The organism is Marinobacter lipolyticus (genome assembly GCF_018424605.1).
GTDB lineage: Bacteria > Pseudomonadota > Gammaproteobacteria > Pseudomonadales > Oleiphilaceae > Marinobacter > Marinobacter lipolyticus_B.
The window spans coordinates 62,954-77,098 of the sequence record NZ_QTKT01000003.1; the positions used below are offsets into that span (position 1 = coordinate 62,954).

11 protein-coding genes are annotated in these 14,145 nt (G+C 62.9%); 8 read left to right on the forward strand and 3 right to left on the reverse strand.

The window, feature by feature from the left end; all coding sequences use genetic code 11:
• Positions 1-35: 35 nt before the first annotated feature.
• Positions 36-707, reverse strand: coding sequence for a haloacid dehalogenase type II (locus DYI22_RS05025; RefSeq protein WP_213476952.1), 672 nt, complete (start codon positions 705-707; stop codon positions 36-38).
• Between the two features lie 108 nt (positions 708-815).
• Between DYI22_RS05025 and DYI22_RS05030 the strand changes: the two genes are divergently transcribed.
• The 4 genes from DYI22_RS05030 to DYI22_RS05045 all read left to right on the forward strand — a co-directional run bounded on the left by DYI22_RS05030 (position 816) and on the right by DYI22_RS05045 (position 5,245).
• Positions 816-1,727 (forward strand): LysR family transcriptional regulator, encoded by a 912-nt coding sequence (locus DYI22_RS05030; protein WP_213476953.1) that lies wholly within the window; start codon positions 816-818, stop codon positions 1,725-1,727.
• 232 nt (positions 1,728-1,959) lie between these two features.
• Entirely contained in the window at positions 1,960-3,180 is a 1,221-nt protein-coding gene (locus DYI22_RS05035) for a Bcr/CflA family multidrug efflux MFS transporter (protein ID WP_213476954.1), read from the forward strand.
• 150 nt (positions 3,181-3,330) lie between these two features.
• Entirely contained in the window at positions 3,331-3,828 is a 498-nt protein-coding gene (gene tpx, locus DYI22_RS05040) for a thiol peroxidase (RefSeq protein WP_213476955.1), read from the forward strand.
• A gap of 127 nt (positions 3,829-3,955) precedes the next feature.
• Entirely contained in the window at positions 3,956-5,245 is a 1,290-nt protein-coding gene (locus DYI22_RS05045; protein WP_213477294.1) for an MATE family efflux transporter, read from the forward strand.
• Here the strand turns inward: DYI22_RS05045 and DYI22_RS05050 are convergent.
• Entirely contained in the window at positions 5,231-5,656 is a 426-nt protein-coding gene (locus DYI22_RS05050; protein ID WP_213476956.1) for a thioesterase family protein, read from the reverse strand. The two genes, DYI22_RS05045 and DYI22_RS05050, sit on opposite strands and share 15 nt — an antisense overlap.
• Positions 5,657-5,945: 289 nt before the next feature.
• On the opposite strand from DYI22_RS05050, the gene DYI22_RS05055 reads away from it, so the two are divergent.
• A complete protein-coding gene (locus DYI22_RS05055; RefSeq protein ID WP_213476957.1) occupies positions 5,946-7,583 on the forward strand; it encodes an MBL fold metallo-hydrolase in 1,638 nt (545 codons plus the stop codon).
• On the opposite strand, the gene DYI22_RS05060 is transcribed toward DYI22_RS05055, so the two are convergent.
• Entirely contained in the window at positions 7,580-8,230 is a 651-nt protein-coding gene (locus DYI22_RS05060) for a TetR family transcriptional regulator (protein WP_213476958.1), read from the reverse strand. The genes DYI22_RS05055 and DYI22_RS05060 overlap by 4 nt on opposite strands.
• Positions 8,231-8,383: 153 nt before the next feature.
• On the opposite strand from DYI22_RS05060, the gene DYI22_RS05065 reads away from it, so the two are divergent.
• Genes DYI22_RS05065 through DYI22_RS05075 form a run of 3 tightly spaced genes read left to right on the forward strand, consistent with a single transcriptional unit; the run spans position 8,384 to position 14,126 of the window.
• Entirely contained in the window at positions 8,384-9,565 is a 1,182-nt protein-coding gene (locus DYI22_RS05065; RefSeq protein WP_213476959.1) for an efflux RND transporter periplasmic adaptor subunit, read from the forward strand.
• A 5-nt stretch (positions 9,566-9,570) separates the two neighbouring features.
• Complete coding sequence (locus DYI22_RS05070) at positions 9,571-12,729, forward strand: efflux RND transporter permease subunit (RefSeq protein WP_213476960.1); 3,159 nt, start codon at positions 9,571-9,573, stop codon at positions 12,727-12,729.
• Positions 12,726-14,126, forward strand: coding sequence for an efflux transporter outer membrane subunit (locus tag DYI22_RS05075; RefSeq protein ID WP_213476961.1), 1,401 nt, complete (start codon positions 12,726-12,728; stop codon positions 14,124-14,126). The genes DYI22_RS05070 and DYI22_RS05075 overlap by 4 nt, the downstream gene beginning before the upstream one ends.
• Positions 14,127-14,145 lie beyond the last annotated feature (19 nt).

The following is a 14,145-nucleotide window of genomic DNA, read 5'->3' on the forward strand; positions in this document are numbered from 1 at the left end:
TGGCAAGCCCACCCCCACACCTGCCTCCGCAGGCTTCAGAGGTGTTTCAATGTTTCGGGAAGATCTGAAAGGCTTTTGATAACGGCTGAAGGCTCGATTCCCCAGTCTTCGAAGACTTTCTCCGAGTCACGCTGCACCCATACCGCTTTTAACCCTGCCGCACGAGCGCCAATCACGTCCCATGCATTACTCGACACCAGGCACAACGGCTCATCCCAGGCGCCCGTTGCCCGGCGGGCATAGGCGTATACGGCCGGGTCGGGTTTGAAGCTTTTGATGTCGTCCACCGAAACCAGGCCTTCGAACTGGTCGAGCAGGTCGTTGTGGCCCAACACTTTCTCCAGCGCGGGGTAGCTGCCGTTGGAGAAGGCAAACAGCGGGTAGCTTCCGTTCAGGGCTTTCAGCGTCGGCAATGCATCGTCGAACGCGGGCAGGGAGAGGTAGGCGGTCATCAGTTCGTCTTCACGGTCGCCGGCCAGATCCAGTTTGTGGGTGGCCATGGCGTAGCGCAGGGCCTGGCGGGTGCACACACCAAAATCTTCGTAGGCGCGCATCAGGCCCTTGCGGAAGGAAAACTCAAGCTGCTTCTCTCGCCACAAGCTGCTGACGGCTTCGGCCTGATCGCCGGCATCCTGTTTCAACAGGTCGGCCATGCCCATGGGGTCGACCAGGGTGCCGTACACGTCGAATGCGAGCCTGAGTGCCATAGATTTTCCTCCGTTACTGTCATTCTTGAGCGTTCGTTCACTCCACACTAGTACATCCGCGATGCTTTGTGTAGGCGAGCGGGGTCCAGGTGGATTACACTGCGATCCATGAACAGCATTGATACATTAAACCTCGACACCCGCTCTCTGAGTACGTTTCTGACGGTACTTGATGAGGGCAGTGTGTCCCGCGCCGCGGTGCGGCTGGGGGTCAGTCAATCGGCGGTGAGCCATACCCTGGACCGGCTGCGACAGTCGTTGGGGGATCCCCTGTTCGTCAAGTCCGGCCGCGGCATCGCACCGACCCAATACGCACTGCGGGCGGGGCCCCATATCCGGCAGATTCTGGACGACCTGCAGGCCCTGTCCAGCGGCCCGCTGTTCACACCGGCCACCGCCGAGTTCACCTTTACCATTGCCGCCAACGATTACCAACGGGATCTGCTGTTGCCCGGACTGCTCCGTACGCTCAGGCAGGAAGCACCGGGGATCCGGCTGCAGGTGATTCCCTCCGGTATTCCCTCTGCCGACATGCTGCGCAAGGAAGTCTGCGACCTGATTATCTCGCCCCACGCGCCGGAGGCCACGGACATCATGCAGCGGGGCCTGATGGCCGATCGCATGGTGGTGTACTACGATCCGGATCATCGCGAGCCGCCACAGGACATGGCGGAGTATATGAAAGCGGACCACGTGTCCCTGCTGTTTGCCACCGGGGAAAAGCCGGCGCTGGAAACGTCACTGAACAGCCGCGGGCTGAGCCGGCGCAATGCAGTGACGGTATCCAACTTTTCCGGACTGCCGGAGTTCCTGCGTGGCACAGATATGCTGGCGACCGCGCCGGAGCGCATGAGTAACCACTTGCTCCGGGGGTTCGCCTGGGTGCCCCTGCCCTTCGATTTCAAACCGTTTACCTTGCTGATGCTCTGGCACCGGCGCAACCAGAACGACCCCGCCCACCGCTGGCTTCGAAACCAGGTGAACGCCGTCGCCGCGACCATGAATGGCCTCAAGGATTAATCAATCGATATCGCTCATATGTTGTATGAATCGTTGAGCCGTTATCCCTGCTACTCATAGGCGTAGACTTCTCGAACCTAGAGTAGGTCGCAGGTAGTGGGGTCGGGCTTTCCGAAACACGCTGTGAATACATCCCTGTAAGCTCCGCTCCGCCATCCATGGCTCCGCAGGGTTTCGGAAAGCCCCACCCCACTACCCGCTCGCTCACTTTCAGATTAGACCGGGAAACTACATGCTTGCGCTGACCAGCGTTTGGACAACCATATTACTCGCCGCCGCTGTGGCTCTGGGGCCGTTGGCTACTGATATGTATTTGCCAGCGTTACCGCAGATTGGCGCCGATTTTGGCACCGGCACCGATCAGGTGCAGCTGACGCTGAGTCTGTACATGCTGGGCTTTGCCCTGGCGCAACTGGTTTGTGGGCCACTGGCCGACCGCTTTGGCCGCAAGCCGATCATGATTGGTGGATTCCTACTGTTTGCCGTCGCCAGCATCGGCTGCGCCTTTGCCACCAACATCGAAACCCTGATGCTGTGCCGCTTCCTGCAGGCGCTGGGGGGTTCCGCCGGTCCGGTTCTGGGGCGTGCGGCCATTCGTGATATCTACACACCACGGGAAGCGGCCCGGATCATGGCCATTCTGGCCAGCATCATGGCGCTGGCGCCTGCGGTGGCACCAACAATCGGTGGGTTCCTGGTGTCGGGTCTTGGCTGGGCATCCATCTTCCTGGTGCTGGCCGGCTATGCGCTGGTCATGGCCGGGGTAGTCGCCCTCGGCATCCCCGAGCCAATGCGCCCGGAACACCGCCAGCCTTTGCGGATGTGCAGCCTGCTGCGGAACTATCGGGTGATTGCCACGGACATCAGCTTCCTCGGGTACACCCTGACCAATGCGCTGATTTTCTCCGGCCTGTTCGCCTTCCTGTCTGGCTCATCGTTCGTACTGATCGATTTTCTCGGCGTGAAACCCGAACATTTCGGACTCTACTTCGCCGGTATCGTGGTGGGGTACATCACCGGCAATCTGACCGCCGTTCGCCTCGGCAGCCGGCTGATACCGGACCAGATTCTGGTCAGGGGCCTGACCATCGCCGTGGCCGGGGGCGCCCTGATGGCCGGCCTGGCGCTGGCTGAGATCTACAGCGTCTGGGCCGTTATCCTGCCCCAGGCACTGTTCATGATCGGCGTCGGCATGGTGCTGCCCCAGACCATGGCCGGGGCCCTGGCGAATTTCCCCCACATGGCCGGCTCCGCCTCCGCCCTGTTCGGTTTCACCCAGATGGCCATCGCCGCGGTCGCCGGTGTTCTCGTTGGCCACCTGCACGACGGCACCTCACTCGTGATGGCAATGATCATTGCAGCCTGTGCGGCTGCAGCACTGACCAGTTATCTGATCCTGGTTCAGCGACACCCGGCAATAGGATTCGAGGCACAGGCAGCTTCTCCCCGTTAATCACGGTAGAAAGTGGAATGGCCACTCCCAAGTCCGGGATTGGCCAGGGTGGCCCTGGCCGATTTACCCAGAGGTTTGGGTGCAAAGTCATCCAATGTGAGCTAAACAGAGTAGGCTGTCCTAGTACAATCCAGACAACAGGAGCATCCCATGAGTAACGTTACCCTTGATGGCAACCCCATTGAAGTCACCGGCAAATTCCCCCAGCCCGGAGACAACGCGGCCCCATTCACCCTGACCAGCAGCGGCCTGGAAGAAGTCAAACTTGACCAGTGGGCCGGCAAGCGCAAGATCCTCAACATCATCCCCAGCATCGACACCGGTGTCTGCGCCGCATCCACCCGAAAATTCAATGAAAAGGCAGGCGGCCTCGACAACACCGTGGTGCTGGTAATTTCAGCGGATCTGCCCTTTGCCGCCGGACGCTTTTGCGGCGCCGAAGGCCTGAAGGACGTGGAAACCCTCTCCACCTTCCGCAACTACAGTTTCCAGCAGGACTACGGCGTTGCCATCCAGAATGGCCCGCTGGCCGGCCTGTGTTCCCGTGCCGTGGTGGTGCTGGATGAAAGCAACAAGGTCCTGCACAGCGAACTGGTCAGTGAAATCAAGAACGAGCCGGATTACGAGGCGGCCCTGAAAGTACTCTGATCCTGTAGGATGTCGGGTTAGGCTGCGCTAACCCGACCTACAGCGCTTTTAACGTTCTGACTCGAGCACCACACCACCTGTGAGCAAACCACCCCACACCGCATCACTGGCCCGCCACCTGTACTCGATGACGTGGCCCATGCTGTTCGGGGTGCTCTCGCTGATGACCTTCCAGCTGGCCGACAGTGCCTTCATTGGCCAACTCGGCCAGGCTCCCCTGGCCGCACTCGGTTTCACACTGCCCATGCAGCAACTCATCATCGGCCTGCAGGTGGGGCTGGGCATTGCCACCACCGCCATTATCTCCCGCACCCTGGGCCAGGGCGACGAACTCCGCGCGTTCCGGCTCGGTGGTCTGGTGATCACCGTCGGTGGCAGCCTGGTGTTTGTGCTGTGTGTTGGCCTGTGGCTGTTGCAGGAACGCATCATGTCCGCACTCGGGGCCGAGGACTCGCTGCTGCCCATGATCCGCAGTTACTGGCTGCCCTGGCTGATCGCGGCCTGGACCGGCGCCACCCTGTACTTCGGCTACAGCGTATGCCGCTCCCACGGTGACACCAAACTGCCGGGCTACATGATGGTCGCCACCAGCCTGCTCAACATTGCCCTGGACCCCTTGTACATCTTCGTCTTCGACTGGGGCTTGCCCGGCGCAGCCTGGGCGACGGTTACGTCCTTTACCCTGGGCTGCCTGGTGATCTACCCCAAGCTGCTGAAACGTCACTGGGCCCGGTTCGACCTGCGCCAGCTTGCCCTCGGCCCTGCCTTGAAGCAGCTCAACGGCATCATGGCGCCGGCCATGGTCAGCCAGCTGATGCCGGCGGCCTCGGCCATGCTGGCCACCGCGTTGGTGGCCGGTTTCGGATCGGCGGCGGTGGCCGCCTGGGGGCTGGGGACGCGTCTGGAATTCTTCTCGATCGTGGTGGTGTTGGCGCTAACCATGTCGATGCCTCCGATGATCGGCCGCCTGCTCGGCGCCGGGGATATCGCGCAGATCCGCAAACTGGTGCGCCTCGCGGTCCGCTTCGTGGTCGGTTGGCAACTGGCCATCGGCCTGATCTGGCTGGCGGCCTCGGGGCTGGTGTCGGAACTGTTCACCAGCGATGCCGAAGTGCAGGAGATCCTGGCCGGTTACCTGCTGCGGGTGCCCCTCAGCTACAGCGGCCTGGGGGTCTGCATGCTGATGGTATCGGTGTGTAACGCCCTCGGTCTGGCCATGCGGGCATTGCTGGTGTCTACCCTGAGGCTGTTCCTCTGTTTTCTGCCGCTGCTCTGGCTCGGCAGTCAGCTCAATGGCATCTACGGCCTGATGAGTGGCGCGCTGGTCGGCAACCTGTTCGCCGGCGCCATGGCCTACAGCTTCTACCGCGCCGGCATGAACAAGCTGCGCGCCGCGCCGGTATCAGCCGAAGCGTGAGCGGAAGCTCTCCGGCATCGGGGTCACTTCCTTGCGCTGGTAATTGAAGAACACGAACCCGTACTTGGCCAGCGCCACCGGTTGGCCACTGTCGGCCTTGCTGACCCGGAACACGAAATCGCCGCCGTACTTGTTGAAATCCATCAACCCCACCTCGAACCGCAGCATCTCCGGGAAGAAGGATTCCGACTGGTACATGGTGGCCAGGTCGGTCACGATGATGCCCACGCCGTTCTGATCGGCTTCCTGAACACCGTAGGTCACCAGGAACTGGGCCCGCGCTTCGGAGAGCATGGAGATCAGCGCATCGTTTCCCAGGTGGTTGGCGCCATTGATGTCGGTGATGCGAACCGGCATTCGGGTTTCAAAACAAAAAACGTCATCCGGGAAGGAAAGCTTTATACGGGCCAAGGTCAGTATCCTGCTGGGAGAAAGTTTCAGAGAGGCGCCATGATACTCCCTTGCCGACTTGCCATCACCCCGAGACAGCGGGCGGAACTTTGGCTATCTTGAATTGCTATTGGCGGCCACCACGGTGCTGGAAGAAAGAGGTTGGAAGGCTGCTGTCAAAACTGTGCGGAGCCAGGGATGGCGGAGCCCAAGCGTCCCAGGGACGGGCCGAAGGAGCGTGTTTTGACAGCAGCCTTCCAACCTCTTTCCTGCACCCATGGCCCGACGTACTGAAAATAACGGAAAGTCTATGGATATTCGCCCTGCTGCCACACTGGTTCTGACCCGCGATACCGACGAGGGTCTCGAGGTCTTGCTGTTGCAACGCACCTGGGACGCGGTGTTCTTACCCGGTTACTACGTGTTCCCTGGCGGTGCGGTGGATCAGCAGGAACCTCTGGCGCGGCAACATGCACTGGGGCCAGCGGACGCGCAGATCAGCCAGACCATGAGCCTGGACGAAGGCGGCGCGGATTATATGCTGGCGGCAGTCAGGGAGTGTTTTGAGGAAGCCGGGATCCTGATGGCGGTGGACGCTGACGGCGCCAGCCTGGGCGGCGACCACCCGGTGCACGCTGAACGGCAGGCGTTGTTTCAGGGCAAGCAATCGTTGGCGCAGTTGTGTGCACAGCACGGCTTGTCGATTCCACTGGATCGGCTGGCGTATCTGGGGCACTGGATCACTCCGCCGGGTCCGCCGCGGCGGTTCGATACCCGGTTCTTCGTGGCGGTGGCGCCGGAAGGCCAGGAGGCCAGCCACGACGGGGTAGAGACCATCGACCAGGTGTGGATCAGCCCTGCCGAGGCCTTGAGTGAACACCGCAGCGGTGAGCGTTTGCTGGGACTGCCGACGATTCGCACGCTGCGGATCCTGAGCAGCTTTGACACCACCGACGAACTGATGCGCTATGCCCACGCCAATCCACCGGAACCTTATCCGGACCAGCCCTGGCCAGCTTTGAAGAAGGGCGAGCCGGTGCTGCTCGAACCCGGCTCCCCGGCCTACGATGAGGCGATGAAACTGGACCCGGAGGGCGAGGGCTCTACCCACGCGCAAATCCTACCAGGAGAGCCGGTCGAGGTGGCCGCCGGCGTCATCCGCCTGACTGCACCCAACCCCGGCATGATGACCGGGCCCGGCACCAATACCTATCTGCTGGGCCACGAGCGGTTCACGGTGCTGGACCCGGGGCCTGAGAACGAGGCCCACATCGAACGGATTCTCGAACTGACCGGCGGGGTGATTGATCAGGTCGTGGTGACCCACACCCATCTTGACCATTCACCGGCAACGGCGGCGCTGAAGGCCAGAACCGGCTGCCGGGTGTTTGGCCTGCCGGCGCCGGCCGGGGCATCACAGGACCCGACGTTCGCGCCGGACGATGAACCGGAGCATGGCGACCTGATCGTCACCGAGGTCGGCGTGCTCAAGGTGATCCAAACCCCGGGGCACGCCTCCAACCACATCTGCTATCTGCTGCTTGATCAGCAGCTGCTGTTCTCCGGCGACCACATCATGCAAGGCTCCACGGTGGTAATTAACCCGCCGGACGGCGATATGAAGGCCTATCTGGAGGCGCTGTACGACCTGCTGGCCGAATCCATCCGCTACATTGCACCGGCCCATGGCTTTCTGATGGGCCATCCCGAAGCGGTGATCGATTTCCTGATTACCCATCGGCTGGCCCGGGAACACAAGGTGGCCAAGGCGCTGAAACACCTTGGCCCCGCCCCGCTGAAGGACCTGACGACCCACGCCTACGACGACGTTCCGACCGCCATCCATGGTCTGGCGGCGCGCTCGGCCCTGGCGCATTTACTGAAACTGGAGATCGACGGCCGTGCCCGCCAGACGGATGAGGTCTGGCACGCGACCCGCACCACCTAGGGCTTGCAGGTGGTGGCATCGGCCTGGCCAAAGCAGTGCTGCAGGCTGTAAAAATAGGTGTCGATAGTGCGCGCTGCCTCGCGCTCGAACTCAAAGGTGTCGGGCAACAACAACCACAGGTAGATCAGCCCGGTGAGCTGGACGTGCAGCTGTACAATCGCCTGCTCGATGTTGATGTCCCGGGGTAACTGATCACGTTTCAAGGCGTTCTCCAGCGCCCGCCGCATCCGATCGGAGCCATCCAGAAACGCCTGGCGGTGTTTACTGCCCAGGGGTTCGTTGGCATCCGTCAATTCGCATTTCAGGAAAACAATCTCATACACCCGCCGCCGGCGCGGATCGCGGGCAATCTGCTGGGTCAGGTAGATCAGCAGTTCCCGGAAACGCCCCAGCGGATCCGGTTCGTCGGGGTGTTCGATGGCGTCGTGCAACAGTTCCAGCGGTGTTTTCAGCCGCTCGATCATCGCCTCGAAAACGTCGTGCTTGTTCTTGAAATGCCAGTAAATGGCCCCCCGCGTGACGCCGGCGGACTCCGCAATGTCACTCAGCGACGCCTTGGAAACGCCCTTGTCGTAAAAAACGTTCTCCGCCGCTTCGATCAGCAATTCCCGCGTCTTCTGGGCGTCTTCTTTCGTCCGCCTGGCCATGGCCACTCCTGTCAAAGGTATGCAAACACCGTATTTGCCACTATACATACATTCGTGGATGTATGTATGATGCTGTTTTCACCTACACCCGATTTCAGGCTTACAAGGGCACCATCCCTGCTGTAAACCGACACCGCTCATCTGAGGTCATTCATGCGCCATTCTACGCAATCCGCCCTGCTGTTGCTGACCCTATCACTCCTGCTGTCTGCCTGTGGCCAGCAGCAAGGGACTGAAAAGGCCGCCAGCCCGGCTCCACCCAAGGCCGGTTATCTGGTGGTCCAGGAACAGCCGTTTACTCTGGTGAACGAATTACCGGGCCGCACCAGTGCCTACCAGGTGGCGGAAGTACGCCCGCAAATCAGCGGGCTCATCGAAGAGCGACTGTTCGAGGAAGGCCAGTCCGTCGAGGCCGGCCAGGCCCTGTACCGGATTGACGACAAACTCTACCGCGCTGCCGTGGCCAGCGCCGAGGCGGACCTGGCCGACGCCAGGGCCTCGCGGGAATCGGCCCGGCTGACGGCCAGGCGCTATGAAACACTCATTAAAACCGGTGCCGTCAGCCAGCAGGAGCTGGACGAGGCCCGCGCCACCCTGAACGCCACCAGCGCCCGGGTGGCTGCTGCCGAGGCGGCGCTGGATACGGCCCGTATCAACCTCGACTATACCCGGATCAAGGCGCCGATCAGTGGCCGGATTGGCCGGTCCACGGTCACCGCCGGGGCCCTGGTCACCGCCAACCAGGCAACGGCGCTGGTGACCATCCGCCAACTGGATCCGATCTTCGTGGACCTGACCCAGTCCTACGACGAACTGCAACGGCTGCGATCCGCGCTCGCCAAGGGGGAGCTGGCAACCGTGGGGGAAGATCAGGCCGCAGTGCAACTGACCCGAAACAATGACGCCGATTACCCGCATCAGGGCACCCTGCAATTTTCCGAGTTCGCTGTCGACGAAGCCACCGGATCGGTGACGCTGCGGGCCCTCTTCCCAAATCCGGACCACTCGCTTCTGCCGGGCATGTTCGTGCGCGCCCGGTTGCCCCAGGCGCATCGCAACGACGCCATTCTGGTGCCCCAGAAAGCCATCAGCCGTGAACCCGACGGCCAGGCCGTGGCCATGGTCATTGGCGCGGACAACACCGTGGAAAAGCGCAAGGTGGAGGCGGAAAAGGCCATCGGTAACCAGTGGCTGATTGGCTCGGGGCTCGCCGCCGGAGACCGGCTGATTGTCGATGGTCTGCAGAAAATCCGCACCGGATCAGCCGTCACGCCGGTCGATGTGGCCGGCGAAACCGCGGCCACCCTTTCCACCACCGCTGACTCCCGGGGCTGATTGCCATGGCACAGTATTTCATCGACCGACCGATTTTCGCGTGGGTCATCGCGATCATTCTGATGCTGGCGGGCAGCCTCGCGATCTACAACCTGCCCGTGGAGCAGTACCCGACCGTTGCGCCGCCGGAAGTGACCATTTCCGCCAACTACCCGGGCGCCTCCGCCGAAGCGGTTGAAAACTCGGTCACCCAGGTCATCGAGCAGGAGATGAACGGCATCGACAACCTGCTGTACATGTCCTCCACCAGCGACTCCTCCGGCAACGCCCAGACCCGACTGACCTTCGCCGCCGGCACGGATCCGGATATCGCCCAGGTGCAGGTACAGAACAAACTGCAACTGGCCACCCCGCGCCTGCCCCAGGTGGTGCAGCAGCAGGGCGTGCAGGTAAGCAAGTCTTCCGACACCTTCCTGATGGTGCTGGCGTTCACCTCCAGCGATGGCAGCATGAGCCGGGCGGACATTGCGGATTACGTGGGCGCCAACGTCGAGGATGTCATCGCCCGGGTTCAGGGCGTCGGCCAGACCCAATTGTTCGGCTCCCAGTACGCCATGCGGGTGTGGCTGGATCCCAACCGGCTCAATGAGTTCAACCTGACCCCCACCGACGTCACCAGCGCCATCCAGGTGCAGAACAACCAGGTGGCCGGCGGGCAGCTTGGCGGTACCCCCTCGGTGGAGGCGCAGCAGATGAACGCCTCGATCATCGTGCAGACCCTGCTGGAAACCCCAGAAGAGTTCGGCGAGATCCTGCTGAAGGTAACCCCCGAGGGTTCCGAAGTCCTGCTGCGGGACGTCGCCCGAATTGAACTGGGATCCGAGGGCTATGCCACCGAGGGTCGCTTCAATGGCAAGGCGGCCGCCGGCCTGGGCATCAACCTGGCCTCCGGCGCCAACGCCCTGGACACCGCGGAGCGCGTTCGCGCCCGGATCGACGAACTGCAGGCCTACTTCCCCGACAGCCTGGAGGTGGCGTTCCCCTACGACACCACGCCGTTTGTGGAAATCTCCATCATGGAGGTGGTCAAGACCCTGTTCGAGGGCATAGCGCTGGTCTTCCTGGTCATGTACCTGTTCCTGCAGAACTTCCGCGCCACGCTGATTCCCACCATCGCGGTGCCGGTGGTCTTGCTGGGCACGTTCGGCGTGATGTACGCGTTCGGCTTCTCGGTCAACACCCTGACCATGTTCGGCATGGTGCTCGCCATCGGGCTGCTGGTGGATGACGCCATCGTGGTGGTGGAGAACGTGGAGCGGGTCATGGCCCACGAAGGCCTGGGGCCTGTGGAGGCCACGCGCAAATCGATGGGGCAGATTACCGGCGCGCTGGTGGGTATTGCCCTGGTGCTGTCCGCGGTCTTTGTGCCCATGGCATTCTTCCCGGGCTCCACCGGCGCGATCTACCGCCAGTTCTCGATCACCATCGTCTCTGCCATGGCGCTGTCGGTGCTGGTGGCGCTGATTCTGACGCCCGCCCTGTGCGCCACCATGCTGCGGCCCCACAAGGGCGACCACCACAGCAAGGGCGGCTTTTTCGGCTGGTTCAACCGCAGCTTCGACAAGGCCACCGGGCGCTACACCGGCCGTGTCGAGAAGATCATCGGCCGCTGGGGGCGTTACCTGCTGATTTACGTGGCCGTGGTCGGCGTGCTCGCGTTCACGTTCATGCGCCTGCCCTCGTCGTTCCTGCCGGACGAGGACCAGGGCATCCTGCTGGCCCAGGTTCAGCTGCCGGTCGGCTCCAGCCAGGCCCAGACCATTGATGTGCTTGAAAAGATGGAACATCACTTCCTGGTGAACGAGGCCGAGGCGGTGGAATCCATGTTCTCCGTGGCCGGCTTCAGCTTTTCCGGTCGGGGCCAGAATTCCGGCCTGGCCTTCGTGCGGCTCAAGGACTGGAGTGAGCGCGACCTTGAGCAGAATGGTGTCAACGCCATCATCGGCCGGGCCATGGCGGAGTTTTCCCAGGTCCGCGAGGCGGTGATCTTCGCCCTGAACCCGCCCTCCATTCCCGCCCTGGGCGTCGCCAGCGGGTTCAACTTTCAGCTACAGGATCGCGGCGGCCTGGGCCATGAAGCCATGGTCGAGGCCCGCAACACGCTGTTGGCCCAGGCCAACCAGCATCCGGCCCTGAGCCAGGTTCGCTTCAGCGGCCTTCCCGACGCGCCCCAGTACCGGCTCGATGTGGACCGGCAGAGAGCGAAGGCGATGGGCGTCTCACTCACCGACGTCAACACCACCCTGTCTGTGGCCTGGGGCTCCAGCTACGTTAACGATTTCACCGACCGGGGCCGGATCAAGCGGGTGTATGTCCAGGCGGACGCACCCTTCCGCATGCTGCCGGACGATATCAGCAACTGGTATGTCCGCAACGGGGCCGGCGAGATGGTGCCCTTTGCCAGTTTCGCCGAGGGCCAGTGGAGTTACGGGCCACAGCAATTGCAACGCTACAACGGGGTGTCGGCGATGAACATCCAGGGCAGCGCCGCTGCGGGTTACAGCACCGGCGATGCCATGGCCGCCATGGAACAGCTGGCCGGGGAACTGCCCGGCGGTTTCGGCTTCGAATGGACCGGCCTGTCCTATCAGGAAAAGCAGGCGGGCAGTCAGGCGCCGGTACTCTATGCCCTGTCGCTGGTAGTGGTCTTCCTGTGCCTGGCAGCCCTGTACGAGAGCTGGTCGATTCCGTTTTCGGTCATGCTGGTGGTGCCGCTGGGTATCATTGGTGCCGTACTGGCCGCCAGTTTCCGGGGCCTCGCCAACGATGTGTTCTTCCAGGTGGGGCTGCTCACCACCATAGGCCTGTCGGCCAAGAACGCCATCCTGATTGCCGAATTCGCTCTCGAGCTGGAGCAGAAGGGGCGCGGGCTGCTGCGAGCCACCCTGGAGGCCACGCGGATGCGGCTGCGCCCGATCCTGATGACGTCTCTGGCCTTTGGCCTCGGGGTCACGCCGCTGATGCTCAGTAGCGGCGCCGGCTCCGGTGCCCGTAATGCCATTGGTACCGGCGTGTTCGGCGGCGTGGTAGCGGCCACGGTGCTGGCCATCTTCTTTATCCCGTTGTTCTACGTGCTGGTCCGTCGACTGGCCGGGGTTCCGCTGACCGGCGGCGCCGCCAGCAAATCCGGCACTGCACCTGCAACTCCGGAGGCAGCGTCATGAGAGCGACCCTCCCATTGGTTCTGGCCCTCCTGACGGTGACTGGCTGCTCCATGATCCCGGACTACGAGACGCCGGACCGCCCGGTGCCGGTGACCATTGGCCAGGACACCGACGATGCCGCGGACCCGATCCTGCCGGACTGGCAGCACCTGTTCCCCGACCCGCATCTGCGCGCCCTGGTCGAGAGCGCACTGACCAACAACCGGGATCTTGAACTGGCGCTGCTTGATGTCGCCGAAGCCCGGGCCCTGTATGGCATTGAGCGCTCGGCGCTGGCGCCGGAGTTCAACGTCAACGCCGACGGCACCCGGCAGCGTCTTCCTGCCGATCTCAGCGGCAACGGCAACAGCACAATCAGCAGCCAGTACAGCGTCGGCCTTGGCATGGCGGCCTACGAGCTGGACCTGTTTGGGCGGGTGCGCAGCCTGAGCGAATCCGCGCTGCAAACCTACCTCGGGACCGAAGAGGCCGCCCGCAGTGCACGGATTACCCTGATCTCCGAGGTCGCCAACGCCTACCTCCTGTTGTTGGCCGATCAGCAGAAACTGGCGATCAGTGAGGAGACGCTGAAGGCGCAACAGGCGTCCGCCGAGCTTGTGCAGCGCCGGTATCGGGCCGGGCTCAGTTCCGAACTGGCGGTTCGCCAGGCGGAAATCGCGCTGGAAACCGCGCGTACCAACCGCGCCAGTTTCCGCCGCCAGGTCGCCCTGGATCGCAACGCGCTGTCGGTGCTGATCGGTGGACCGGTACCGGAGATCCCGAAAACGAGGGTTATGGAACCGGCGGTGGCACTGCTGAGCGAGGTGCCGGAAAGCCTCAGCGCCTCGGTGCTGACCCGTCGGCCGGATATCCGCCGGGCCGAACATGCACTCAGGGCGGCCAACGCCAGCATCGGCGCGGCCAGGGCGGCGTTCTTTCCGGCCATTACGCTGACCGGCTCGGCCGGCACCGCCAGCGCCGACCTGTCGGGTTTGTTTGACGGCGGATCGGGTGCCTGGTCATTTTCGCCGGGGATCCGCGTGCCGATCTTCAACGCCGGACGCCTGGAAGCCAATCTGGATGTTGCCGAGATTCGCTCGGAAAAAGCCGTGATCGATTACGAGAAAGCCATCCAGACCGCCTTTCAGGAAGTCGCCGATGGCCTTGCAGCGCGGCGGTACCTGAGGCAGCAGGAACGGGCCCAGGCGGCACTGGTGCGGGCATCACAGCGCAGCCTGAACCTCGCCGAGATCCGCTTCGACAGTGGTGCGGATGATTACCTGGCGGTGCTGGACGCCCGGCGGGAGCTGCTGAACGCCCGCCAGGCTCTGGTGGAAGTTAAACGGCAGAAGCTCACCAACCGCATTACCCTCTATCGGGCGCTGGGCGGCGGCGAGGGCGCGACGGCCGAGTCCTGACCCGCGCGACGGGAGACTG

Excerpts from the sequence above, each read along its gene's own strand:
- DYI22_RS05055 (WP_213476957.1), top strand. The coding sequence starts at position 5,946 with ATGGATATTCGCCCTGCTGCCACACTGGTTCTGACCCGCGATACCGAC.
- DYI22_RS05030 (WP_213476953.1), top strand. The coding sequence starts at position 816 with ATGAACAGCATTGATACATTAAACCTCGACACCCGCTCTCTGAGTACG.
- DYI22_RS05045 (WP_213477294.1), top strand. The coding sequence starts at position 3,956 with ATGACGTGGCCCATGCTGTTCGGGGTGCTCTCGCTGATGACCTTCCAG.
- DYI22_RS05075 (WP_213476961.1), top strand. The coding sequence starts at position 12,726 with ATGAGAGCGACCCTCCCATTGGTTCTGGCCCTCCTGACGGTGACTGGC.
- DYI22_RS05035 (WP_213476954.1), top strand. The coding sequence starts at position 1,960 with ATGCTTGCGCTGACCAGCGTTTGGACAACCATATTACTCGCCGCCGCT.
- DYI22_RS05025 (WP_213476952.1), bottom strand. The coding sequence starts at position 707 with ATGGCACTCAGGCTCGCATTCGACGTGTACGGCACCCTGGTCGACCCC.
- DYI22_RS05070 (WP_213476960.1), top strand. The coding sequence starts at position 9,571 with ATGGCACAGTATTTCATCGACCGACCGATTTTCGCGTGGGTCATCGCG.
- tpx (WP_213476955.1), top strand. The coding sequence starts at position 3,331 with ATGAGTAACGTTACCCTTGATGGCAACCCCATTGAAGTCACCGGCAAA.
- DYI22_RS05060 (WP_213476958.1), bottom strand. The coding sequence starts at position 8,230 with ATGGCCAGGCGGACGAAAGAAGACGCCCAGAAGACGCGGGAATTGCTG.
- DYI22_RS05065 (WP_213476959.1), top strand. The coding sequence starts at position 8,384 with ATGCGCCATTCTACGCAATCCGCCCTGCTGTTGCTGACCCTATCACTC.